The sequence below is a fragment of the Methylosinus sp. LW3 genome (assembly GCF_000527115.1).
In the GTDB taxonomy this organism is placed as follows: domain Bacteria; phylum Pseudomonadota; class Alphaproteobacteria; order Rhizobiales; family Beijerinckiaceae; genus Methylosinus.
Window position 1 is genome coordinate 588,269 of the sequence record NZ_AZUO01000001.1, and the last position, 22,642, is coordinate 610,910.

22 protein-coding genes and 1 tRNA gene are annotated in these 22,642 nt (G+C 65.2%); 4 read left to right on the forward strand and 19 right to left on the reverse strand.

Annotation, left to right across the window (positions count from 1 at the left end):
* Position 1: 1 nt before the first annotated feature.
* The 18 genes from hypB to METLW3_RS0102955 form a co-directional block, all read right to left on the reverse strand.
* Complete coding sequence (gene hypB, locus METLW3_RS0102865) at positions 2-997, reverse strand: hydrogenase nickel incorporation protein HypB (RefSeq protein WP_024878498.1); 996 nt, start codon at positions 995-997, stop codon at positions 2-4.
* Complete coding sequence (hypA, locus tag METLW3_RS0102870) at positions 997-1,338, reverse strand: hydrogenase maturation nickel metallochaperone HypA (protein ID WP_024878499.1); 342 nt, start codon at positions 1,336-1,338, stop codon at positions 997-999. The genes hypB and hypA overlap by 1 nt, the downstream gene beginning before the upstream one ends.
* Positions 1,331-2,383: a nickel-dependent hydrogenase large subunit gene (locus METLW3_RS0102875; RefSeq protein WP_024878500.1), complete on the reverse strand. Its 1,053-nt coding sequence runs from the start codon at positions 2,381-2,383 to the stop codon at positions 1,331-1,333. Before METLW3_RS0102875 ends, hypA begins: the two co-directional genes overlap by 8 nt.
* Positions 2,380-2,889 carry a [NiFe]-hydrogenase assembly chaperone HybE gene (hybE, locus tag METLW3_RS0102880; protein WP_245267215.1) on the reverse strand — a complete coding sequence of 170 codons (510 nt, stop codon included), beginning with the start codon at positions 2,887-2,889 and terminating at the stop codon, positions 2,380-2,382. The genes METLW3_RS0102875 and hybE overlap by 4 nt, the downstream gene beginning before the upstream one ends.
* Positions 2,877-3,074, reverse strand: coding sequence for a rubredoxin (locus METLW3_RS0102885; RefSeq protein WP_018266926.1), 198 nt, complete (start codon positions 3,072-3,074; stop codon positions 2,877-2,879). The genes hybE and METLW3_RS0102885 overlap by 13 nt, the downstream gene beginning before the upstream one ends.
* Entirely contained in the window at positions 3,071-3,925 is an 855-nt protein-coding gene (locus METLW3_RS0102890; RefSeq protein WP_024878502.1) for a hydrogenase expression/formation protein, read from the reverse strand. Before METLW3_RS0102890 ends, METLW3_RS0102885 begins: the two co-directional genes overlap by 4 nt.
* Positions 3,922-4,362, reverse strand: a complete 441-nt coding sequence (locus tag METLW3_RS0102895; protein ID WP_024878503.1) for a hydrogenase accessory protein — start codon at positions 4,360-4,362, stop codon at positions 3,922-3,924. The genes METLW3_RS0102890 and METLW3_RS0102895 overlap by 4 nt, the downstream gene beginning before the upstream one ends.
* 176 nt (positions 4,363-4,538) lie before the next feature.
* Positions 4,539-4,832: a HypC/HybG/HupF family hydrogenase formation chaperone gene (gene hypC / locus METLW3_RS0102900; protein WP_024878504.1), complete on the reverse strand. Its 294-nt coding sequence runs from the start codon at positions 4,830-4,832 to the stop codon at positions 4,539-4,541.
* Positions 4,833-4,845: 13 nt separating this feature from the next.
* Positions 4,846-5,067 carry a hypothetical protein gene (locus METLW3_RS0102905; RefSeq protein WP_024878505.1) on the reverse strand — a complete coding sequence of 74 codons (222 nt, stop codon included), beginning with the start codon at positions 5,065-5,067 and terminating at the stop codon, positions 4,846-4,848.
* Positions 5,064-5,645, reverse strand: a complete 582-nt coding sequence (locus METLW3_RS0102910; RefSeq protein WP_024878506.1) for a HyaD/HybD family hydrogenase maturation endopeptidase — start codon at positions 5,643-5,645, stop codon at positions 5,064-5,066. Before METLW3_RS0102910 ends, METLW3_RS0102905 begins: the two co-directional genes overlap by 4 nt.
* A gap of 75 nt (positions 5,646-5,720) precedes the next feature.
* The gene (gene cybH, locus METLW3_RS0102915; RefSeq protein WP_024878507.1) at positions 5,721-6,446 is read right to left on the reverse strand and encodes a Ni/Fe-hydrogenase, b-type cytochrome subunit; all 726 of its coding nucleotides are present in this window, start codon (positions 6,444-6,446) and stop codon (positions 5,721-5,723) included.
* Between the two features lie 12 nt (positions 6,447-6,458).
* Positions 6,459-8,249, reverse strand: coding sequence for a nickel-dependent hydrogenase large subunit (locus METLW3_RS0102920; RefSeq protein WP_024878508.1), 1,791 nt, complete (start codon positions 8,247-8,249; stop codon positions 6,459-6,461).
* Between the two features lie 205 nt (positions 8,250-8,454).
* Positions 8,455-9,528 (reverse strand): hydrogenase small subunit, encoded by a 1,074-nt coding sequence (locus METLW3_RS0102925; protein WP_024878509.1) that lies wholly within the window; start codon positions 9,526-9,528, stop codon positions 8,455-8,457.
* Positions 9,529-9,719: 191 nt separating this feature from the next.
* Complete coding sequence (locus METLW3_RS0102930) at positions 9,720-11,162, reverse strand: nickel-dependent hydrogenase large subunit (RefSeq protein WP_024878510.1); 1,443 nt, start codon at positions 11,160-11,162, stop codon at positions 9,720-9,722.
* The gene (locus tag METLW3_RS25020; protein WP_036309206.1) at positions 11,159-12,166 is read right to left on the reverse strand and encodes a HupU protein; all 1,008 of its coding nucleotides are present in this window, start codon (positions 12,164-12,166) and stop codon (positions 11,159-11,161) included. The genes METLW3_RS0102930 and METLW3_RS25020 overlap by 4 nt, the downstream gene beginning before the upstream one ends.
* 130 nt (positions 12,167-12,296) lie before the next feature.
* On the reverse strand, positions 12,297-12,743 hold the full coding sequence (locus tag METLW3_RS0102940) for a ferritin family protein (RefSeq protein WP_024878512.1): 447 nt from the start codon (positions 12,741-12,743) through the stop codon (positions 12,297-12,299).
* 496 nt (positions 12,744-13,239) lie between these two features.
* Entirely contained in the window at positions 13,240-15,486 is a 2,247-nt protein-coding gene (locus METLW3_RS0102950; protein ID WP_024878513.1) for a carbohydrate porin, read from the reverse strand.
* Between the two features lie 228 nt (positions 15,487-15,714).
* Positions 15,715-16,035 carry a hypothetical protein gene (locus METLW3_RS0102955; protein ID WP_024878514.1) on the reverse strand — a complete coding sequence of 107 codons (321 nt, stop codon included), beginning with the start codon at positions 16,033-16,035 and terminating at the stop codon, positions 15,715-15,717.
* A 411-nt stretch (positions 16,036-16,446) separates the two neighbouring features.
* Between METLW3_RS0102955 and METLW3_RS0102960 the strand changes: the two genes are divergently transcribed.
* The 4 genes from METLW3_RS0102960 (at position 16,447) to METLW3_RS0102975 (ending at position 19,971) form a co-directional block, all read left to right on the forward strand.
* Positions 16,447-17,892 (forward strand): circularly permuted type 2 ATP-grasp protein, encoded by a 1,446-nt coding sequence (locus METLW3_RS0102960; RefSeq protein ID WP_024878515.1) that lies wholly within the window; start codon positions 16,447-16,449, stop codon positions 17,890-17,892.
* Between the two features lie 42 nt (positions 17,893-17,934).
* Positions 17,935-18,876, forward strand: a complete 942-nt coding sequence (locus tag METLW3_RS0102965) for an alpha-E domain-containing protein (protein ID WP_024878516.1) — start codon at positions 17,935-17,937, stop codon at positions 18,874-18,876.
* A gap of 48 nt (positions 18,877-18,924) precedes the next feature.
* Complete coding sequence (locus METLW3_RS0102970) at positions 18,925-19,746, forward strand: transglutaminase family protein (protein WP_024878517.1); 822 nt, start codon at positions 18,925-18,927, stop codon at positions 19,744-19,746.
* Between the two features lie 140 nt (positions 19,747-19,886).
* Positions 19,887-19,971 (forward strand) — tRNA-Tyr (locus METLW3_RS0102975).
* Positions 19,972-20,014: 43 nt separating this feature from the next.
* Here the strand turns inward: METLW3_RS0102975 and METLW3_RS0102980 are convergent.
* Complete coding sequence (locus METLW3_RS0102980; protein WP_024878518.1) at positions 20,015-22,498, reverse strand: EAL domain-containing protein; 2,484 nt, start codon at positions 22,496-22,498, stop codon at positions 20,015-20,017.
* Positions 22,499-22,642: the final 144 nt, after the last annotated feature.

A 22,642-nucleotide genomic window follows, 5' to 3' on the forward strand; every position in this document is an offset into this window, starting at 1 on the left:
CTCACTTCGCCGCGGCGGCGGCGCGTGCGCTTCTCGCGGCTGCTCGCGCGGCGCGCGCCTCGATCCAGGCGTAGAAAGCCGCCATGCCCTCGCCGGTGCGCGCGGAGACGACCAAGGTCTGCAAATCGGGATTGACCTTCAGCGCATTGGCGAGACAACGCCCGACGTCGAACTCCACATGCGGCAGAAGATCGGATTTGTTCAACAGCATCAGATCGGAGGCCGCGAACATTTCGGGATATTTGAGCGGCTTGTCCTCGCCCTCCGTCACCGAGAGCACGACGACCTTATGGGCCTCGCCGAGATCGAAGGCGGCGGGGCAGACGAGATTGCCGACATTCTCGATGAAGAGCAGCGAGGAGGGCGCGACAGTGAGCTCGGCCAGCGCGCGCGAGACCATATGCGCATCGAGATGGCAGCCCTTGCCGGTGTTGATCTGCAAGGCCGAAACGCCGGTCGCGCGAATGCGCTCCGCGTCATTGGAAGTCTGCTGATCGCCTTCGATGACGGAAATGGGGAAGCGATCTTTCAGATCGCTGATCGTGCGCACGAGAAGCTGCGTCTTGCCGGAGCCGGGGCTGGACACGAAATTGAGCGCGAAGACGCCCGACTGCTCGAAGCGCACCCGGTTCTCGCGGGCGTGGTCATTGTTCTTGGAGAGAATGTCGCGCTCTATGCGAACGATGCGCTCCTGGCTGAGGCCGGGAACATGAACGCCCGCGGGGCCGGAGCCGTAATCGTGGCGATGGCCGTGATCATCATGCGCGTGATCGTGATCATGCGCGTGAGGATGGTCATGATCGTGCGGATGCTGGTGATCATGATGATGATGGCCGTGATCGTGATCATGATGATGATCGTGATCATGGGGATGGTCATGGTCATGACCATGATGATGATCGTGAGCGTGGCCATGCGCATGATCATGCGGATGGTCGTGGCTATGTTCTGGCTTTCCTTCGATGCTGGACGTTCCGCAGCCGCAGACTGTGCACATTAGTCGACCTCCAGTTCCTGCACCCGCATATCCTCGCCGCCGGTGACTTGGACATGATATCCGCCGCACTCCGGGCAAGGACCAAATCTCTCTTCGACGGCGACGGTTTTGGCGCAATCGAGGCACCAGCCTTCGCCGGGAATGCGCACGATGTCGAGCCGCGCGCCTTGGACGATTCCGCCATGCGCCACCGCCTCGAAGCAGAAGCGGATCGCCTCCGGCTCCACATGGCTGAGCGCGCCGATCTCGAGCCGCACCACGCGCACGCGGGAAAAGCCCTGCTTGCGGCTCTCCTCCTCGATCAGCTCGACAATGCTCTCGGTCAGCGCCATCTCATGCATAGGCGGCCTCGCGCAGCTCGACGCGAAAGGCGACGCAGGGATCGAAGAGGCCTGCGAGGCGGGCGATTGTCTGCGCCGCTGCGGCGCGCGGAATGCGCGCGCCGAGCAGGGCGGCGACGAAAGGTCCGGCGGGATGGAAATTCCATTCTGTCGGCGCGACGATCGCATAATTCTCGATCCTATCGTCCGGTGTGAGCCGAACCCAATGATACAGCTCTCCGCGCGAAGTTTCGACCGCGCAATAGGCTTCGCGCGCGGCGGGAGCCTCGCTGCGGGAGGCGTCTTCCGCGCCGTCGGAGAGGCGCGTCACGAGCCGATCGAGATCGATCATGCGCGCGGAAAGGCGCGCGCAGATTGCGCCGCGCGACAGATCGGTCTCGCGCCAATGACGCGCGAAGGCGCCGGTCTCCGGCGCGCGGCCGGCGATGCTGGGCGTAGCGCTGAAGCTTTCGCCCTGCGCCCTTATTCCTTCCAGCACGGCGTCGTCGTCCTCCGCGCGCAGCGTATCGGGCGCGCTCGCGGCTATGGCGGGGCTGCGCGCCAGCTCGCGCGCTAATTTGCCGAAAGGCGTATCGCCGCTCACGTCGTCCGGCAGGCCGAGCTTCGCCGTCTCGGCGCGTAGCTTTGCGGCCGTCGCGCCGCGGTCGCGCGCGTCGCCTGTCGCGAGCTCGCGCGTCAGCGTCAGCACGGCGCGCAGGGCGGTCGGTGGAACCGCGTCCTCCGCCAGTGTCGTCAGCGCGCGCAATGTCTCGGAGAGGCGCTCGCAATCGAGCGCGACGAGATTTTGCGGCGTGGGCTTGCGAATTTCTCCGCGCGCCGCGGCGATGGCGCGCGAGGCGGCGAAGGCGTGGGAGAGGCCGCAGAGCGAGAACAGCCGTCCGGCGAGCGGCGCCACTTCCGCGGCGGGGCGGCCGTGAAACAGACGCGTGAGATGCGCGGGCCGGCTCGAGCGCACGCGCACCGAGCAGATGCGATCATCGGCGATCTCGGCGACGATGGAGATCGCGCCGGGGCCGAGCCCTCCGAGATCGGCGCCTACGCTCATGGCGAGGCCTCTTCGTCGCCGCGTCGACGGCCGCCGAACAATGCGCGCCGATCGAGCGCGCTGGCAGGCTCCGGCTCGCGCTTCGGCGCTTCGCTCATCGCCGGATCGAGCAGTGCGTCCAGCGCCGCGCGCGCAGCGGTCCGTGCGGCGTCGTGATCGGCGAAATCATCCATGGGCGAGAACAGCGAGCAGGCGGCGATGCGGCCGAAGCCGTTGATCTCGCTGACATTGAAATCGACGTCGCCGGCCGGAAAGCGCAATTGCAGCCGCGCCGGATCGGGGAAGGGCGCATCGGCGCCCTCGCACGGCGCGGTGACGACGAGATTGGCGAACCAGGGCGTGACGATCACGCCCAGCGCATAAGGGCCGAAGTCGCGAAAGCCCACCGGCTCGACGGCGAGCGCCTCGTTGCAGAGGCCGGAGTCCCGCATCGACGTCTCATGGACGCGGCGGTAGAAATCCGCGAGCTTCTCGCCTCTCGCCGCGGCGTCGCTCAATTCTCGCACCTCAAGAATTTCTCTTGCGGCGCGTCGCATTCGGGGCAGCGCCAATCGGCGGGAAGATCGGCGAAGGCGACGCCCGGCGGAATCTGCCAGACGGGATCGCCCTCGGCCGGATCATAGACATGCCAGCACACGCCGCATTCCATGCGCGCGTCCGGGGCGATATCGCGAAGCGTTTCATCGCTCATGTGAAATAGGCCTCGTGAATCTCGCGCAGACGTTCCGCCGAATCGTGGAAATCCTCATCGGCGGCGCAAGCCGCGGCGGGCGTGTCGCCGATCTCCAACGTGTCGAGGATGATCGTGCCCATGGCGTTGAAGAATTGCACCGACCACACATTGCGGGCGCCGGTCGCGGTGATCTTGGCCGAGCCATAGCCGCGCGAGATCAGCTGCACGGGGCCGTTGCCGAGCGTTTGCTGCAAATGCTCCATGTCGATCTCCGACACGGGCAGCAGCGAGAAATTGATGACATGCGACGGATCGCCGGGCTTGTGCGCGCGCATGCGCGCGTCGATCTCGGCCAGCATGGGCATCACATTCATCGCGCCCTCCGGCTCCGCGCCGATGGCGATGCGCTCGGCGGTGATTTCCGCTGCGCGCTCGACGACATGGGGAATGGCGGCGATCTCGAGATAATCGGCGGTGAGCCGTCCTTGTGCGTCGGTGAAGCGTACGCGCCACAGGCCCGCCATGGAGGCCTCGAGGATTTGCGCAGTGACGCCGTCGGGGAGGGCGGCGACGCCGCTCACCTCGCCCTCGCCGAGCACCTGGCCGATCAGCTCGCGCTCTTTCGCCTCATAATCGGTAATGTCGAAGAGCTTGCTCGGCGCATCGGCGCGTTGCGCGGCGAGCGCATCGGCGAGCTGCGGCAGCAGAGCCGCCGCGCGCGGACATTCCGCCACCGCCTGCTCGCCGGTCGCGGTCGCGAGAAAAGCGATGACGCTGCGCTTGGTCTCCGCCTCGGCGTCATAGCCGATCGGCATGACCGTCATCGCTTCGTCGGCGCCGTCCGGCGAAACCCAGAATCCGGCTTTCATGAGCTCGTCTCCCCTTCCGTGAAGGTGATGCGCACGCGCGGCTCTTTCGCCGGCGCGGCCTGCAATTGCAGCAGCGCCTCGATCCGCGAGAGATATTCGGACCAGTCATAGACTTTCGGCAGCACGCCGAGATTCTCGCGGCCAAAGGTCACGACGAGGCTCGGATAGACGCAGACGCTGAAGCGTCCTTCCAGCGCCTTTTCCGCGGCGGGCGCGATGATGGCGGCGCGCAGCCTTCCGGCGAAGGCTTTGACCAGCTGTGGAAAGATGATCGCCACATCATGGGTCTCGCTGCGCTGGTCCGGATCGCCGCCGAAGAAGAGCAGCGTATGCGCGCTCGCGCCGGGCGGCGGGGCCAGAAAAGCGTCGATATTGGTCTCGTCCAGCAGAGCGACGCCGGTTTTTTCGCTCAGCGCGAGCTGCAACGACCCGGACATGCGGTCCTCCCATTTTATTTTTGCCGAGGAGGCCGCAATCGTCATGCCATGGGCGGCTCGCGACGGCGACGAGCTAGGCGACTGAGTCGAAAGAAGCTTTCCAGTCGGAGCCGAAGACTTGACAGGCTGTGCCTGGAAAGCAGCTTACCGCTTTGTGCGGCAGCTTTCCAGGGTCGTTACTTCCGCAGGAATTCCGGCAGCTGCGGCTCGCGATCGACCAGGTCGGCGAAAAGGTGATCGACATTCTCGCCGGCGAGGGCTTTTTCCACCGCATCCAGAGCGTCGTCGATCTGCGCGGCCTCGAGCGGGTCCAATACGCGGACGGCAGTGCCAACATGGACCAGCACCTGCGTCCCGGCGGGCTGCGCGCCGACCAGCGCCATGGAGACGGCGTGACGTTCGCCACGCCGCTCGCACTGCGCTTCGAAAGCGTCGCCTTCGACGACGGTCATGGGAAAGCCGACGCACATGCTCGCGATTCCCTCAGCGCCAGGACGAGGCGCGCCAGGGCTTGAACCAGAGGCCCACGGCGACGACCATCGCGCCCCAGCCGAGCGCCATCGCCATGGCGAGCAGATGATCCGGCTCGGTGAAAATATGGATGATGTCATAGGCGAGATCATTCGGATGCGCGCCCGGATGCGCCATGGCCGTCGCCGGAAGCAGAAAAGCGGCGGCCGCAGCCGCGAAACGGATCGCCTTCATGGTCTCGTCTCCTCATCGGCGGCGCCGAGGCGCCTCTCATAGGCATTGTGGTCGAGGTCATGCCCCAGCAGGCGCTGGAAGCTCTGCGCGCTCTCCGCGCGCGGGCTGAACTCGACGCCCCATTCGGTCAGCGTCGCGACCGCTGCGGCGAGCGCGGGCTCGATCGCGGCGACGACCGGCGGCGTCAGCGGGCCGCCCCAATCCTCGAGGTCCTGCGGCTGGCAGCCGATCAGCGCGAGGCGCGACGGATAGCGGCCGAGCAGATCGGCCGCGGAGAGCACCTCCTGAAAGCCGGTCTGATGCAGGCTCATCTTCTTCGCGCCCATGAAGCGCGGAACCTCGCCGTCGCGCACGATGCGCAAGGTTCCGGGCTCGAGCCCATAGTCTATGGCGTCGAAGACGAGGAGCTGATCGCAGGCCTCGACGAATTGCACCAGATAGAGGCCCTGCGTGCCGCCGTCGAGAATGGTGACGTCGCCGCTCGTCTCATAGCGCGCATGGAACTCTTCCACCGCGCGCACGCCGAAGCCTTCATCGGCCCAGAGAATATTGCCTATGCCGAGAATGAGAGTGCGCATCGCGTCTCCTCAGTCACTTCTCACAAGCCATGGCGGCGAGGCGCCGTCGAGCCGCGTCGCCGCCACGCAATGGCGTCACTTGTCGGCTTCGTCGCGGAACACGCGCTCGCCGGAGATCATCGAGGAGATGAGGCTCTGGCGGGAGACGATGTCCTCGCGCACGGCGGTGTAGATGTGGATGATCACGAAGAGCACGACGCCCCACATTGCGAGATGATGCCAAGTATGGACGTCCTGGCTGTTCGGCCAGATCGCGAACACCCAGCCGAACAGCTTGTACTGCCAGCTGTCCCGGCCGGCGCCCTCGGAGTAGAGCGCGAAGCCCGTCACCACCAGAAAGGCCAGGTTGAGCATGAAGAGATGCATCACCAGATGGCCGAGCGGATTATGGCCGATGTATTTCTTCGGCCGCTTCACCAAAAAGGCGTACCAGCCCGCCTCATAGAGAACGCCCGAGAGCCATTGGCGGTCCCACACCGGCAGATAGAAAATCTGCTTGGCGTGCTCATTGCCGACGAAAGCCCAATAGATGCGCAGGAGCAGCGCCACGGCGAGCACATAGCCCGCCGAGAAATGGGCGAAGCGAATATAGCCCATCAGAAATTGCGAGCTCGCTTCGCCCGGAGTCGAAGGCAGCGGCGAGGCGATGAAATAGCCCGTCGTCGCCAGCACGACGATCGCCGCCGCATTGATCCAGTGCCAGAGTCGCACCGGCGCCTCATAGACATAGACGCTCTGCAGCTCGGCGGCTTTTTCGCCGTGAGCGTCGAGCACGCCATGGATTTGCGTCGCCTCGGTCATGACCTCGCCTCCTCAGCGAACCTTGACTTGCGTCATCTCCTGACCGTCCTCGCTCATCACATGCGTGGAGCAGGCGAGGCAGGGGTCGAAGGAGTGGATGGTGCGCAGAATCTCCAGCGGCTTCTGCGGATCGGCCAGCGGCGTGTCCATCAGCGAGGCCTCGAAGGCGCCGATATTGCCCTTGGGATCGCGCGGGCTGCCGTTCCAGGTCGTCGGCACGACGCACTGGTAATTCTCGATCTTGCCGTCCTTCACCTTGATCCAATGGGCGAGCGCGCCGCGCGGCGCCTCGGTGAAGCCGAAGCCCTTGGCCTCCTTCGGCCAGGCCTGCGGATTCCATTTGTCGATATTGGCGGTGGAGGAATCGCCGGCCTTGATGTTGGCGATCAGCTTGTTCTGGAAGTGCTCCATCTTGCGCACCGCCCATTGCGCCTCCAGCGCGCGCGCCGCCGTGCGGCCGAGCGTCGAGAACAGCGCCGTGACCGGCACGCCGAGCTTCTTTAAAAACTCGTCGGTCGGCTCCTTGAACTCCGGCTTGCCCTGCGCATAGCCGACGATGTAGCGCGCCAGCGGCCCCACCTCGACGGCGTTGCCGCGCCAGCGCGGCGCCTTGATCCAGGAATATTTGCCGGCTTCGTCCAGCTCCTGAATATTGGTCGGCGTGCCCTTGGCGTTGGGGCCGAGCTTGTAATTGGGTTCGGTGACGCCGTCCCAGGGATGCAGCCCCTTGGTTTCGTCCGGATATTTGTACCAGGAATGGGTGACGAACTCCTGGATCTGCTCCGGATCGGTGTGATCGACCGGGAAAATCTCTTTCAGATTGCCATTGAGGATCACGCCGCGCGGCAGGCCGAGATTGCCGGGGGAAAAGTCATTGGCGTGCTCGGGAATATCGCCATAGGCCATGACATTCTTGCCGGAGAGGCCGCCGCCATAGAGCCAGTCCTTGTAGAAGGAGCCGATGGCGAGCACATCCGGCAGATAGACCTTCTCGACGAATTCAATCGATTGATCGATGATGGAGGTCACCAGATTGAGGCGCTCCATATTGATCGCGCCGACCGCGCCATTGCCATCGACATTGATGGCGCAGGGCACGCCGCCGACGAGCCAGTTCGGATGCGGATTCTTGCCGCCGAAGATCGTCTGGACCTTCACGATCTCCTTTTGGAAATCGAGCGCCTCGAGATAATGCGCGACGGCCATGAGGTTCGCTTCCGGCGGAAGCTTATAGGCCGCATGGCCCCAATAGCCGTTCTTGAACGGGCCGAGCTGTCCCGATTCGACGAATTTCCGCAGGCGGATCTGCAGATCCTTGAAATAGCCGGGCGAGGACAGCGGCCAATCGGAGATCGACTGCGCCAGCGCCGAGGTCGCCTTGGGATCGGCGGAGAGCGCCGAGACCACATCGACCCAGTCGAGTGCATGCAGATGATAGAAATGCACGAGATGATCGTGCACCTGCAGCGCCAGCTGCATCATATTGCGGATGGAGTTGGCGTTCTCGGGGATGGTGATGCCGAGGGCGTTCTCCACCGCGCGCACCGAGGTGAGCGCATGTGTGCCGGTGCAGACGCCGCAGATGCGCTGCGTGAAGGCCCAGGCGTCGCGCGGATCGCGGCCCTTCAAGATCACCTCGATGCCGCGCCACATGGTGCCGGTCGAGACGGCGTTGCGGATCACATTATTCTTGTCGACATTGACCTCGACGCGCAGATGACCCTCGATGCGCGTGACCGGATCGACGACGATGCGCTTGCCGGAATTGTCGAGATTGAAGCCGTTCGGCGTCTGAATGCCCATGATCGCGTTTCCTCGGCGGCGTTTGCTTCTTGTGTTCCGGGGGATAGGACGAACGCTCCTTCATCCTGAGGAGCGGCCGCAGGCCGCGTCTCGAAGGACGAGGGAGCCGTCACGCGCGCCCTCTGTAGCTCGCCTTCGTGCTTTTAAGACGGCTCCTGCGGGGAGCCTCCTCAGCATGAGGGCGAGGGGGCGCGCGCTTTTGCTCCTACCCTTCGTGCTTGGTCGTGATGCGCTTCACCGCGGTGACGCCCGCATGGACGGCGACGGCGCCGCCGACGACGGCCGCGGCCGCGAGGCCCACCTCATCGGCGTTATGCTCTATGCCGAACTGGTTGATCTTGGTCAGCCGGTCGTAGAAGGAGCCCTTGTCCCAGAAATCCTCTTCCGAGCAGCCGATGCAGCCATGGCCGGACTGGATGGGGAAGGAGACGCCGCCGTTCCAGCGCACGGTGGAGCAGGCGTTATAGGTGGTCGGACCCTTGCAGCCCATTTTGTAGAGGCAATGGCCCTTGCGCGCCGCCTCATCGTCCCATTCCTCGACGAATTGGCCGGCGTCGAAATGCGGGCGGCGATAGCATTTGTCGTGGATGCGCTGCGAATAGAACATCTTCGGCCGGCCCTGCCGGTCGAGCTCCGGCAGCCGGCCGAAAGTGGTGACGTAAGTGACGACGCCGGTCATCACCTCGGCGATGGGCGGGCAGCCCGGCACCTTGATGATCGGCTTGTCCTTGATGACCTTGTCGATCGGCGTCGCCTGCGTCGGATTGGGCTTGGCCGCCTGCACGCAGCCCCAGGAGGCGCAGGCGCCCCAGGCGATGATCGCCATGGCGTCCTCGGCCATCCATTTCAGCTTTTCGACGAAGGGCTTGCCGCCGTCGATGCAGAACATGCCGCCTTCGTTCAGCGGCGGATTGCCCTCGACGGCCAGAATATATTTGCCCTTGTACTTTTCCTTGGTCTCTTCCAGTATCGCCTCGGCCTGATGTCCGGCCGCCGCCATGATCGTGTCGTCATAGTCGAGCGAGATCATCGACAGCACGACATCCTTGGCGAGCGGATGCGCCGAGCGGATGAAGCTCTCCGAGCAGCATGTGCATTCGAGCCCATGCATCCAGATCACCGGAATGCGCGGCTTGGTCTCCAGCGCATGCGCCATTTGCGTGGCGGCGGTCTGACCGAGGCCGAGGCTCGCCGCGGTGAGCGAGCAGAATTTGGTGAAGCTGCGGCGCGTGACGCCCTGACGGCGAATGACGTCGTAGAAGGTTTCGATGGCGGCCATATCCTTCCCCACCCTTGTGCAATGCGGCATTCGCGCGACGGCGCCGCTTGGGGAAAGAACGGCAAGATGCGGGCCAGCGCGAGGGTAAGGAGAATCTTTCCAGCCTGTCAGGCGATTGCCGAAAATTTCTTCGCTCTCGGAGGGCGCTATGAGGAGAAGCGGCTTTCCAGTCGCGGAAAGAGTCTAGACAGTCAATGCGCCGTGCAGACCATGCAGGGGTCGAATGAGCGCACGATATGTTGCACCGCGACATTGGTCGCGCCGTCTTCGCCGACGCAAAGACCCGCGAGCGCCTGCTCCAGCGGGCCGGGAGCGCCGGCGGCGTCGCGCGGCGAGAAATTCCAGGTCGTCGGCGCGATGATCTGATAGCGCTCGATCTGGCCGTCGCGGAAGCTCGCCCAATGGCCGAGCGTTCCGCGCGCCGCCTCGACGAAGCCGACGAAGGCGCCGTCGGCGAGCGGCGCGTCGGGCGCGCAATAGGGCTCGCTCGGCGCCAGCGCGCGGGTCCAATCCTCCATCGCCTGCGCGAGCAGCGCGATTTCGAGGACGCGCGCGACGATGCGGGCGAGGACGGTGGAGCCGCCGCCCGCGAGCAGATCGCGGATCAGCGGATGGCCGGCGACCGCCTGACGCGCCAGCGCCCCCACCTCCACGGCGCGGCCCTCGAGCCGCGGCGCCTTGGCGAAACTATAGGCCCCCTCGCGGTGAATATCCGGCAGCGTGTCGGAAAGGGCGGGATCGGCGGCGGTGTCGCGCATATAGGCGTGGGAGACATCCTCCTCGATATGATCGAGCGGCGGCTCGCGCAGGCCGCCCGTCTTCGTGTCGAGGAGGCCGGCAGGGAAGCGATGGCCCTCCGGGCCGAAATAGGCGCCGGAGGAGAGCAGCAGGCCGGGGCCGCGTCCCATCTCCTCGAGGCGAAGATCGCGGGCGATGCGGAGAAAGGCCGCAAAATCGCCGGCGGCGCTGTCCGCGAAGCGATCGAGCTCTTCGATGGTGGAGAGGGCGGTCACGGCCTCCAGCGGCGCGGCGAAGAGCGTGCGCTCGAGAAAGCCGTGAAAATCCGCGAGCAGGGCGCGCAGCCGCATCTCATCGCCGAGCGCCAGCGCCCGCGTGACGCCGCCGGCGCGGAAGGCGAGGCTGTGCGGCCATTTGCCGGCGATCAGCCCCATCGTTTCCAGCAGGCGCGCGCGCGCTGGCAGCGCCTCGCGCAGCGCCGCGCCGGAGACGGCTTTGAAGCGCGCCTCGGCGGCGGCATGCCAGGGCCGCCCGGCATAGGCGGCGCGGGCGAAATCCGGCATGAAGAAGACGTAGAAATGCGTCAGATGGTCGGCGATATTCTCCGCCGCATGGGCGATATTCGTCGCCAGAAGCCCATTGTGCGCCGGCGTGATCGGCTGGGCGGCGCGCAGCACAGCGGCGGCGGCCAGAGATTGCGAGACCGAGCATATGCCGCAGATGCGCGGCGCGATCGCAAGCGCGTCGGCGGCCGGGCGGCCAAGCAGCAATTGCTCGAAGCCGCGATAGAGCGAGGCGGAGACGCGCGCCTCGCGCACCACGCCATTCTCGACGTCGAGCGTCACCTCGAGATCGCCCTCGACGCGATTGAACGGCCCGACGATTATGCGGCTCATGTTTTTTTCTTCTCGGTCCCAAGTTTCTTCTCGGCGCTTGGCGTCGGCGCCTGGACGACGTGGTCGCTGCGCGCGTTCTCGCGCACGCGTTTGGGCGTCGCCGATTTGGAGAGGGCGGCGAGCGCGACGAACCAGGCTTTCGGCATATCCAGCGGCAGGCCGACGGGAATGCCGCCGATCTTGGGCGTGCGATGGAAGCCACGCGTCGCCTCGAAACCGGGCGAGGTGCAGGCGATGCAGGTCGAGCCCGCCTGCGTGCAGGAGCCGCCGCCGTTCCAGGCGCGCTGATTGCAGTCGCCCACCGCCTGCGTCGCCTTGCAGCCCAAATGCTCCATTAGGCAGCCGCGCTCGGAGACATCCTCGGCGCTGGCCTTGAACTCGTAGAATTCATTGCGGCTGCAGCCGTGATGGGCGAGATGGTCGGCGAAAATGCGCGGCCGGCCGTAATCATCCATATCGGCCTGCGTGAAACGGCCGAGCGACAGCGCGAGCAGCGTTTCCATGATCCAGCCCGGATGCGGCGCGCAGCCGGAGACATTGACGACCGGCAGCCCTTTGACCGAGCGATAATCGGGGCCGAGCGCCCCGCCCATATCGACGCCGGAATATTGCAGCCCACTGGCGTCGGTGGGGTCGGGCGCGCCCGCCGGCACGCCGCCGAAAGCGGCGCAGCTTCCCACCGCCACGCAATAATCTGCGCGCGGCGCCAGAGCGCGCGCCCAATCCAGCATGCTGCGTCCGGTGCCGGAGAGCTTGTTGAAGAGGCCGGTGCCCTCCGGGCCGTGGAGGATCGAGCCTTCTATGCAGAGCGCGCCGAGCCTTTCCTCGCCGCTCTCGACGCGGGCGAGAATGGCGCGGGCTTCCTCGCCGGTCTCCTCGCTGACGCTCGGATGCCAGAGCAGACGTATGCCGAAGCCGCGCAGCTCCTCGAACCAGCCGGAAGCGCCGCGCTCCAGCGCCGCCATCGTGCATCCGCCGCAGCTGCCGGCCTGCAGCCAGAGCAGAGTGAAGGTGCCGTTTCGCGGAACGGCGTCATCCTGTTCGGCAGCGGCTGCAGCGACGCCGCGTGAATGGGGTTCCCCGACTATGATCCGATCCAGTCTGTGGCGGGGCCGGGCCGGCGTTCTCCGGCCCCTATATTGCGAGCGACTTTTGCAGAGCCGTGACGTGGCCGCTCTCTTCGTCGACGAACTGCCTCGCCAGCATCTTGATTTCCGGGTCGGTCGTCGTGACGAAGATATTCCTGTAATATTCGAGCCCCGCCGTTTCCGCTGCCAGCGCGACCTCCAGCGCCTGTCTGCGGCCGATGAGCGGGTCGGCGGCCCAGATCGCCGCGCTCTCGGGGCTTTCCTCATCCGGCCACATGAAGTCGCGGGGCTCCATGACGGGAATTTCGCGGAAGCCGGAACGAGCCCGCGCTTCGTTCAAATGCGCGCGAGACGCGTTCGACAATCTGTGAAACAGCTTTCCGACCTCTCGATTTCCCGATGCGTCCATCGCATCCGCCAATTGCCCGAATCGGCTGGCGGCGTCCTGTTCGAGCTTGATCGTATAGGCCAGAAATTCCTCGACGGACTGCATTTCCCGCCCCCCTCTTGCGATTATTCGAGCCCGCGAGGACGAGGGTAGGCTCTTGGAGAGCCGCGACGTCCGCGATTGGCCCGCAGGGATAATTCTACCGAATTTATGTCTACGTCGCGCTCGCCGCAAGACCTCAGAAAGCAATTGTTGCCTGCTCTCTGGACCGATCGCGCTGGTCGGGCGTTGGGTCGGCTTTTTCGATCCGCTCTATCGATGCGGCCCGAGAATTGCCTCTCGTCAGTCATGCGTGCGGGGCAAAAAGTTCGCTTCCGGTCAGGCTCCGTCGTTGCACGGCGTATGGGCATATCGCCGGACATGATCGGTTCCGTGATCTGTCGTTATCGCATCCTATGGGAAGGCGACGCTGGGGCCTACCGCCTGGACGTGCGCTTCGGAGAAAGGCAATTCGTCTGGGGCGTCCCCGACTACGAATTCGAGACGCTTCCGGACGCCGAAGACTGACGCCGCCCTCCTCGATGCGTGTCGAGCGTCGCGCTCAAAATTGCGCGTGCAACCGCAGGCCGAAGACATTGACCGGCCCCCGCGCGCTATTGTGCGCGGGATTGCCGATGAGCTGATAGTCGAGCGTCAGCTCGACTCCGTCGCGAACATTGTATTTGTAATAGGTCTCGAACACTTTCTCGCCGGCGTAGGAGAGGCCGCCGTCGCCGATATAGACGCTGGTTCCGCCGAGGCCGAAATAGCTCACGCGCGGGCCGGCGAGGCCGGAGAACACCATGGCGCCGCCGATCTCGTCCTTGTCGCGGCCCCACAGCGCGCCGGCGGCGGTGAAGCCGGTCGAGAGCGAGCGGTCTATGTCGGTGTAGTCCACCGTCTCGAAGCGCCCATCGGACATGCTGGCGCGCAGGAAGACGCCGACCTCCTTGGAGAGCTGCTGCTGCACATTGACGCCGCCGCCGACCTTCACATGGCGCTTGCGAATCCATGGATTATTCACATCCGGCGGAAAATTGCCGGTGAGATATGCGAAGTCGATGGCGTCCTGCACCTTGGCGAGATTGCCATTGTCGGCGAAGGCCAGAAATTTGATCACGCCCGGCTGCTCGAGGAGATCGTAGCGCGCCTCGAATTCGGCGACGCCCATGAATTGGCGGCCGATCTGCGGCTCGATGGAAGGACCGTTGGGAATCTCGGAGAGCTGGAACAAGCCGCCGCGCGCGCTCCACCAATCCTGCTTCCACTCCAGCGCGGCGCCATAGGTGTAGCCCCATGAATCGGCGGCGTAATCGAAGGCCCCGAGCGTGTTGACGCCGAAATTCATGAAGCCCGTCGTCGGATCATGGGCGTATTTGTTGTCGTCGAAAATATCGGGCACGCTGAACTTGCCGATGGTGAGGATCAGGCGATCCTTGTCGACCTTGCCGGACAGCTGATTCTGCGTCGATTCCAGCACCTCGTTGAAGGAGCCCGTTTCGGGATCTTCGACTTTCTCGCCGCCGTCGAGCCCGATGATCTGGCGCAGGAAATAGCGCTGGAAGCGCATATAGGGCGCGGCGCGTCCGACCTTGGCGACGGCTCCGTTCACATAAGAGGCGGCGCCGACGGAATTGGCGAGGCCATAGCCGAGATCGACCTCGGGATTGAGATAGACGGCGGCGCCTTTCCAAAGGCGCATGCCGACGAACAGATTGCTGGTCGAGCCGGCGTCGGCGAGGCCCTTGGGCGGGAAGCTGTGCGAGCCCGAATAGAGCGCGGGATATTTGGGATAGCCCTGCACGACCGCGGTCGTCTGACCGTGGAAGCTGTAGATTTCCTCGTCCTTCTTGTCGTCCTTCTCTTCTTTCTTTTCCTTGTCTTTCGCCTTTTCCGCGCGCTTGCCTTTCTTGCCGCCCTTTTTCGCTTTCTCTTCGTCGCCCGCGGCGTCCTCGCTCTTCGCCGTGTCGGACGTCTTCTCGTCGTCGCTCTTGGCGTCTCCGCGCGCCTCCTCCTGCGGATCGAAGCGATAGTTCAGGCCCAGACGCAGCACATGCGCCTCGCTGCGTTGACGCGCGGCGAATTGGAAGGAGAAATTATTGTCGTAGACGCGGTTCTGCAATTGCTGGTTCACATAGAGATATTCGAGCCGCGCCGAGACATGGTCGTCGAGCGCCTGCTCGATCCCGCCGCCGATCGCATATTTCATGCGCGAGGATTTGGAGAGCGGCGCGAAGAAGAGGCCGAGCGCCCCCGCGTCATAGAAGACGAGATTGGAGGCGCCGCGCCAGCCGCCGGCGGCGATTCCGCCAGTGGCGTAGAGCAGCGTGCGGTCGAAGGCGTAGCCGAGGCGTCCGCGAATGCTGGCGAAGTAATCGCCATTTTCGTCCGAGGTCAGCCCATAGGCCGTGATTCCGAGCGGACGATAGGCGGCCGGCGCTGGAAAAATTCCGGTGGAGGCGCGCCGCAGGCCGAGAAAATTCAAATCGGTCTCGAGCCCATAGACCCAAGGGCCGTGCTGCCAGTCATAGCCGATCTGCGCGCCGAAGCTCGCTCCGGCGCGGTCGCGGTTCGGCGCCGCGAGGTCGAAGGCGCCGCTCGTGAAGCCGCTGCCGGCCTGCAGCGTTCCGCCGCTCGCAATGGGCAGGCCGCCGCCGGCGTTCACTCCGATATGCAGTCCCGCCCATGTGAATGCGGGCGGGGATGTGAATGCGGGCGTCTCGGACGGCTTGTCGGCGGCCGTCGATGGGCTCGCGCATTGGAGCGCGAACGTCAGCGTCGCCAGTGCGGCGAGAAGTCGGAAATGCATCGGCTCGTCGTTCGATCTTCTATGCGATTCGCATATTGGCAGAGTTTCATGTCGCACGCGCGAAAGGGAAAAACGTACGAGCGCAGCCTTTACAGTTCAGCGTCGTGAAGTTTTGATGACGATGGCCGCGCATTGGGCCGTTCGTCCCGGCGGGAGCGCCGACCGGGACGAACCGCGCGGATTTTCATAATCCTTCGTTGGAACGCCGTTCGAGCGGAGAGCGCTCTATCATATCCCGATCGCGCGCGATGCGAGACGCGCAAAGGGCCTTTCGCGTATCGATCGGATGAGGCGCGCATGGCGGCGGGAAAAGCCGCGCTGGCGACTCTGCGCATCCTCGTCCTCGGCGCGGCCGGGCGTGTCCGTCTCCTTGTCCCAGAGGCAGACGGGCCGGCGTGTGGCGGCGTCGATCGTCCAGGCGGCGCGCGGCCGCATGCGGCGTCCGGTGAGGCGCAGATCGCGCAGCTCCGCCGGCGCGACGATGGGAATGACGCCGCTCTGCGCCGAGCGCAGACGGAGGTTGAGATAGGGGCGGGAAAACATCTTCATCGCTCTCGTCCTTCTGGCCATTGTGGCGGCCGAAGGCGTGAGCGGCGGGTGGAGCGCTAGGCTCTGGCGACGCCTCTCACGCGGTCCTTTCGGCCGCGGGCTTCTGTGTGAGGCGCGACGCGCGCAGACGAGGCTGCGGCGGCTGCGCCGAGGCGGCTGTTGCCGAGGCTACTGCCCATGAGTCCTTCGCAAGTGTGGATCGCCGTGCGACTCGAAAATCGCGCCGACGCTTTTGGTTTTGATGCGCGGCGCATGGCTTGTCAACGACAAACGGATTAGAAGGCGGGATGGAGCGATAAGGGTTTCGGCGACGCTCGAGCCGTCTGGCTCGCTTCTTGCCACGCTCTGCCACAAAGGCGCATCGTCCGGCGCGATCGGCCGTTCGCCGAAACCTCGAGGGAGAGCGAGAACGTGCTTTCGAAGGTGGCGAAATTCGATGAGATGGACGGCGTCGACGGCGTGACCCGTGTTCCTTATGAAAAGCTCGCCAAATGGCTCACCTCGGTGGAGCCCGAGTTTCTCGCCTCCCGCAGGGCGCAGGCGGAGCTTCTGTTTCGGCGCATCGGCATCACCTTCGCGGTCTATGGTTCGCAGGAGGCGACCGAGCGGCTCATTCCCTTCGACATTCTGCCGCGCATCATCGCCCGCGCCGAATGGGCGCAGCTCGAGAAGGGCCTGATTCAACGCGTGAAGGCGCTGAATCTGTTCCTCGCCGATCTCTACGGCCCCGGCGAGATTTTGAAAGCGGGCGTGGTTCCCTCCGAGCTCGTCTATCGCAATCCCGCCTTCCGGCCGGAGATGGCGGGACGCCGCGTGCCGCACGACATCTTCGTGCATATCGCCGGCATAGACATCATCCGCACCGACGACGACGGTTTCTATGTGCTGGAGGACAACGCCCGCACGCCTTCCGGCGTCTCCTATATGCTGGAAAATCGCGAGGTGATGATGCGGCTGCTGCCCGATCTCTTCGGGCTGCATCGCGTCGCGCCGATCGAGAATTATCCCGATCAATTGCTCGCCACTCTGCGCTCCGCCGCGCCGCGCGGGGCGGGGGCCGATCCGGTGAGCGTGCTGCTGACGCCCGGCCAATATAATTCGGCCTTCTACGAGCATTCCTTCTTGGCCGACAAGCTCGGCATAGAGCTGGTCGAAGGGCGCGATCTCTTCGTCAAGGACGATGTCGTCTTTATGCGCACCACGGAGGGGCCGCGCCGCGTCGATGTGATCTACCGGCGCCTGGACGACGACTTCCTCGACCCGCTGGCCTTCCGCCCCGATTCCGCCCTGGGCGTCGCTGGTCTGATGGGCGCCTATCATGCGGGCAATGTGACGCTCGCCAATGCAGTCGGCACGGGCGTGGCCGATGACAAGGCCATTTACACCTATATGCCGGAGGTGATCCGCTTCTATCTGGGCGAGGAGCCGCTGCTGAAGAATGTCCCCACCTGGCGCTGCCGCGAGAAGGAAGCTCTTCGCTATGTGCTCGACCATTTGGGCGAGCTGGTGGTGAAGGAGGTCAATGGCTCCGGCGGCTATGGCATGCTGGTCGGCCCGCACGCCACCAAGGCGCAGATCGCGGAATTCGCGGCCAAGCTCGCCGACAATCCCACCAATTTCATCGCCCAGCCGACGCTCGCCCTCTCCACCTGCCCGGTGTCGGTAGCGAGCGGCGTCGCGCCCCGCCATGTCGATCTCAGACCCTTCGTGCTCTACGGTCCCAATGGTGCGAGCGTGGTGCCCGGCGGCTTGACGCGCGTCGCCATGACGGAGAATTCTCTCGTCGTGAATTCCAGCCAAGGCGGCGGAACCAAGGACACATGGATCATCGACGACGCGCCGCTCGCGCGCGCATGACGAATTCACAGTAAGAACAGCGCGCCGAAACGACGGGATCTCATGCTCTCACGCACCGCAGACAACCTCTTCTGGCTGGCCCGATATATGGAACGCGCGGATTTTCTCGCGCGCATACTGCAGGCGTCCCGGCGCCTCGCCACGCTGCCGCGGGCCTATGGCGGCGTGGAGACGGAATGGGAGAGCGCGCTGCTCTCCTCCGGCGCCGCGCCCGCCTTTCACGCGGCGGGGCTGACGGTCGACGAGGCCAATGTCACGCAATTTCTGGCCTTCTCGCCGGATAATCCGAGCTCGATCCGCAATTGCATCGAGCTCGCCCGCGTCAACGCCCGCGCCGTGCGCACCGCGCTCACTGTCGAGATGTGGGAGGCGATCAACGGCGCCTTCCTCGAGCTCAAGGCCTTCGAGCAGGCGAGCCGCTCCGCCGAGGAGGTGACGCGCTTCCTCGATTTCGTGAAGCAGGTCTCCGCCGCCTATGACGGCGGCGCGCATCGGACCATGCTGCGCAACGACGCCTATTGGTTCTCGCGCGTCGGCCTCTATCTCGAGCGCGCCGACAACACCGCGCGCCTGCTCGACGTGAAGTATCACGTGCTGCTGCCGGAGACGGAAGCGGTCGGCGGCTCGCTCGACTATTTCCAATGGACGGCGATCCTGCGCGCCGTCTCCGCGCACACCGCCTATCATTGGGTCTATCGCGACAGTCTGAAGCCCTGGCTCGTCGCCGATCTCTTGATCCTGCGGCCGGAGATGCCGCGCTCGCTCATCGCCTGCTATGAGAGCGTGGTGCAGAATCTCGACCGCCTCGGCAAATCGCATGGCAAGCAAGGCCCGGCGCAGCGCCACGCTCGCACCGTCTTCGGCCAGCTCGAGCATGCGACCATCGAGAGTGTGTTCCACAATGGCCTGCATGATTTCATTCAGAGCTTCATCGCCGATAATCAACGGCTGGGGGCTCTGGTGTCAGAGCAGTATCTTTTCTAGAATGAAATGTGTCGGAGCCGGCGTTTCCGGCTCCCTTTGCGGTGTAAGATGCACATAAGAGTCAGGCGCGAGACGATCTATCGTTACGCGGAGCCGGCCAAGGCGGCGATTCAAAAGCTGGCGCTCACCCCCCGCAATTACGACGGGCAGCATGTTCTCGACTGGCGCATCGACGTCGATCGCGACTGCCGCCTGCGCGCCTGCGAGGACGCTTTCGGCAATGTCGTGCACAGCATCTATGTCGATGGGCCGCTCGAGGCGCTCACCACCGTCGTCGAAGGAGCGGTCGAGACCTTCGACACGGCCGGCGTCGCGCGCGGCGCGATCGAGCGTTTTCCGCCGGAGCTCTATTTGCGCGAGACGCCGCTGACCGAGGCGGATCACGCAATCTGCGATTTTGCGCTGGCGGCGTCGGCGCGCGAGAAGGAGACGCTGGCCAGGCTCCACGCGCTGGTCGGCGCGCTGCACGAAGCCTTCGTCGTGGCGGAGGGACCGACGAGCGGCGCCGTCGCGGCGGCCGATGTCTTCGCGCGTCGCCGCGGTTCGGCGCAGGATGCGGCGCATGTCTTCATCGCCGGCGCGCGCAGCCTCGAGATTCCGGCGCGCTATGTCTCCGGCTATGCGCTGCGCGCCGACGCCGGCGCGGCCGTCCACGCCTGGGCGGAGGCGCATGTGGCGGGGCTCGGCTGGGTGGGCTTCGACCCGACGCGCGGCGCCTCGCCGGACGAGAGCTATGTGCGCGTGGCCGTGGCGCTGGATCATCTGGGCGCCGCGCCCATTCGCGCCGCCCATTCCGGCGGCGGCGACGAGACCGCGGAAGTGCGCGTCAGCGTCGCCCGCGCCCAGGGTCAGTCGCAGAGCCAGTCCTGAGCCGGCGACGGGCCGGCGACGCCTTCGGTCATTTTCGGGTTGACAGCGGGGACGCAAATTCCCCATATGCGCCCTGCTTCACCGGCCCTTCACGGGGCCGTCGCTCGCGGGACCTATCCTCTAGGGTCCGTCGAGAAGCTGGGGGAATGTCCCGAGCGGCAAAGGGGGCGGACTGTAAATCCGCTGGCTATGCCTTCGTAGGTTCGAGTCCTACTTCCCCCACCATTCTAAGGCGCGCCGCGTCTAAGGCTCACCGCGGCGGAAAAGCTCACGCCGCGCTCATCGCCTCCGCCCATCTCTGGTCGTCGTTCTCCAGCATGCGCCGCAGCTCCGCCGCCGGAGCCGGACGGCTGAACAGAAATCCCTGCATCTGCGTGCAGCCTTCCGCGCGCAGCCGCGCCAATTGCTCATGCGTCTCCACGCCCTCGGCCACGGTGGCGACGCCGAGACATTGGCCGATCCCGGCAACCGCGCGCACGATCGCCCCGCACTCCTGATTCTCGGGCAGCTCCTTCACGAAGGAGCGGTCGATCTTGATCTTGTCGAAGGGGAAGGAGCGCAGATAGCTGAGGCTCGAATAGCCGGTGCCGAAATCATCCATCGATATGCACACGCCGAGGCCGCGCAGCTGATGCAGCACGGCGAGATTGGCGTGGTTTTCGGCCAGCAGCACCGATTCGGTGATCTCGAGCTCGAGCCGCTGCGGCGCGAGGCCGCTCGCCGCCAGCGCCGACAGGACCGAGCCCACCAGCGAGCGCGAGCGAAATTGCGCGGGCGAGAGATTGACGCAGACGCCGATCGGCTCCGGCCAGCTCGCCGCCTCGCGGCAGGCCTCGCGCAGCACCCATTCGCCGATCGGCGTGATGAGCCCGGTCTCCTCGGCGAGCGGGATGAACTCATTGGGCGAAATCGAGCCGCGCATGGGATGGAACCAGCGCAGCAGCGCCTCCGAGGCGACGATGCGATTGGTCAAAAGGTCGACGAGCGGCTGATAATAGATCTCGAACTCTCCGGCGGCGAGCGCATGGCGCAGATCGGCCTCCATCGTGCGGCGCACGAGAATGGAGGCCGCCATCTCCGGCTCGAAGAAGCGATGCAGGCCGCGCCCGTCCGCCTTGGCGCGATAGAGCGCTATGTCGGCGTTCTTGAGCAGAATATCGGCGTCGCCGCTGTCGATGGGCGCGACCGAAATGCCGACGCTGGCGCCGACTGTCACCGCATGGCCGTCGACCTCATAGGGGACGCTCACCGCGCTCACGATGCGCTCGGCGAGACGGTCCGCCTCGCTCGCTCCGGCGCCCGATTGGACGATGGCGAACTCGTCTCCGCCGACGCGCGCCACCATGTCGCCCGGCGCCAGAGTCTCGCGCAGGCGCTCGGCGACGGCGATCAGCAGCCGATCGCCGACCGGATGGCCAAAGGCGTCATTCACATCCTTGAAGCCGTCGAGATCGAGATAGAGCACGCAGAGGCTCTCCGCGCCGCTCTCGAGCCGCTGCAGCCCCTCCGTCAGCCGCGCGCGAAAGAGCGCGCGATTGGCGAGGCCGGTGAGCGGATCGTGATGGGCGAGATGGGCGATGCGGGCGGCCTGCTCGCGCTGCTCGGTGACGTCGACGATGGCGAGCAATATCGCCGGACGATCGTCGAAGGAGATTTCGCGCGCGTAATTCTGCACCTTTATCTCGCGCCCCTCCGCTGTGCGATTGATCCATATGCGGTCCGAGGGACGGCGAACGGCCGCGCTCTCATGGGCGATCGTCACCGCCGGCCATTCCTCCTCCGCATAGAGGTCGAGCAAGGTGGAGCGGAGAAAGCGCTCGCGCGCATAGCCGTAATGGGCGACCGCCGCGTCATTGACGGCCATGATGCGCAAGCTGTGCGGGTCATGCACCCACATGGGCATGGGATTGCTCTCGAACAGCAGGCGGAAGGAGGCCTCGCGCGCCTTCAGCGGCGTGACGTCGGTGAGCGTCACGCCGACGAGATCGCCCATGGGCGCGGCGGAGAGCCGCAAATGCATCGCGACGCCCTCGGCCGAGCGATGCGCGACCTCGAATGTGTCGGGGAGCGCCGAATGGAAAATGGCGGAGAAGCGTTCGAAGGTCCCGTCGGTCATCCAGGCCGGGACGATCTCGCTGATGCGCCGCCATTGCTGATCGCGCTCGGCGCCGCCGAAGAATCGGCTGGCGCTGGCGTTGAGGCTCACAATGATGAAATCGATTATGTCGCGGCCGGCGTGGACGGCGGCGAGCGTCGCCAGCCCGCCGTCGGTGGCGCGATAGATCGCATCGACGAGATCGTGCTTGGAGGCCCGCTCGCGCGCGAAAACGAGAAACAGCGTCGCGCCCCAATGGCTCGACAGCGGGAAGACGACGATCTCGCAAGTTTGCACCAGGCCGCCGCGAATGCTGCGTGCGATCGTCGCCGCCGGCGCTCCGCGCGCGCAGGCCGCCTCGAGAGCCTCGCCGATGGCGTCGCGGTAATTGCGCTCCAGCGCGTCGAGCCGCAGGCCGCGCAGCGACGCGCCCAGCCAGGCCTCGAAGGCGCCGCCGCCATAGAAGAACGCGAAGCCGCCGTCCTCGTCGCGCCCGGCCAGCGCCAGATCGTCGGCGAGCCGGCCGAGGCTGCCCAGCGCGATCTGCTCATAGGGCGGCAGGCCGCCGACCGGCGCCTCGACCTGCCATTTGAAGCACAGCTCGTCGACGTCGCGAAATTCGGTGACGACTCCATATCGGGAGGCGGTCTCATGCATGGCTCGGCTCGGATTCGGGGGCTTTCGGCGCGAGAAATTGACCGGAAGCCTTGAAAAAACAGTAAACAATTCAACATCTTAGATTGAAATCATGTCATCGCTCCGTCATATGCCGACCGAAATAGCTGATAGTTAACGAGAAAC

Bases quoted from the DNA above. Each gene is read 5' to 3' on its own strand.
- hypB (WP_024878498.1), bottom strand. From the start codon at position 997: ATGTGCACAGTCTGCGGCTGCGGAACGTCCAGCATCGAAGGAAAGCCA.
- hypA (WP_024878499.1), bottom strand. From the start codon at position 1,338: ATGCATGAGATGGCGCTGACCGAGAGCATTGTCGAGCTGATCGAGGAG.
- METLW3_RS0102875 (WP_024878500.1), bottom strand. From the start codon at position 2,383: ATGAGCGTAGGCGCCGATCTCGGAGGGCTCGGCCCCGGCGCGATCTCC.
- METLW3_RS0102885 (WP_018266926.1), bottom strand. From the start codon at position 3,074: ATGAGCGATGAAACGCTTCGCGATATCGCCCCGGACGCGCGCATGGAA.
- METLW3_RS0102890 (WP_024878502.1), bottom strand. From the start codon at position 3,925: ATGAAAGCCGGATTCTGGGTTTCGCCGGACGGCGCCGACGAAGCGATG.
- METLW3_RS0102895 (WP_024878503.1), bottom strand. From the start codon at position 4,362: ATGTCCGGGTCGTTGCAGCTCGCGCTGAGCGAAAAAACCGGCGTCGCT.
- hypC (WP_024878504.1), bottom strand. From the start codon at position 4,832: ATGTGCGTCGGCTTTCCCATGACCGTCGTCGAAGGCGACGCTTTCGAA.
- METLW3_RS0102905 (WP_024878505.1), bottom strand. From the start codon at position 5,067: ATGAAGGCGATCCGTTTCGCGGCTGCGGCCGCCGCTTTTCTGCTTCCG.
- METLW3_RS0102910 (WP_024878506.1), bottom strand. From the start codon at position 5,645: ATGCGCACTCTCATTCTCGGCATAGGCAATATTCTCTGGGCCGATGAA.
- cybH (WP_024878507.1), bottom strand. From the start codon at position 6,446: ATGACCGAGGCGACGCAAATCCATGGCGTGCTCGACGCTCACGGCGAA.
- METLW3_RS0102920 (WP_024878508.1), bottom strand. From the start codon at position 8,249: ATGGGCATTCAGACGCCGAACGGCTTCAATCTCGACAATTCCGGCAAG.
- METLW3_RS0102925 (WP_024878509.1), bottom strand. From the start codon at position 9,528: ATGGCCGCCATCGAAACCTTCTACGACGTCATTCGCCGTCAGGGCGTC.
- METLW3_RS0102930 (WP_024878510.1), bottom strand. From the start codon at position 11,162: ATGAGCCGCATAATCGTCGGGCCGTTCAATCGCGTCGAGGGCGATCTC.
- METLW3_RS0102940 (WP_024878512.1), bottom strand. From the start codon at position 12,743: ATGCAGTCCGTCGAGGAATTTCTGGCCTATACGATCAAGCTCGAACAG.
- METLW3_RS0102950 (WP_024878513.1), bottom strand. From the start codon at position 15,486: ATGCATTTCCGACTTCTCGCCGCACTGGCGACGCTGACGTTCGCGCTC.
- METLW3_RS0102955 (WP_024878514.1), bottom strand. From the start codon at position 16,035: ATGAAGATGTTTTCCCGCCCCTATCTCAACCTCCGTCTGCGCTCGGCG.
- METLW3_RS0102965 (WP_024878516.1), top strand. From the start codon at position 17,935: ATGCTCTCACGCACCGCAGACAACCTCTTCTGGCTGGCCCGATATATG.
- METLW3_RS0102970 (WP_024878517.1), top strand. From the start codon at position 18,925: ATGCACATAAGAGTCAGGCGCGAGACGATCTATCGTTACGCGGAGCCG.
- METLW3_RS0102980 (WP_024878518.1), bottom strand. From the start codon at position 22,498: ATGCATGAGACCGCCTCCCGATATGGAGTCGTCACCGAATTTCGCGAC.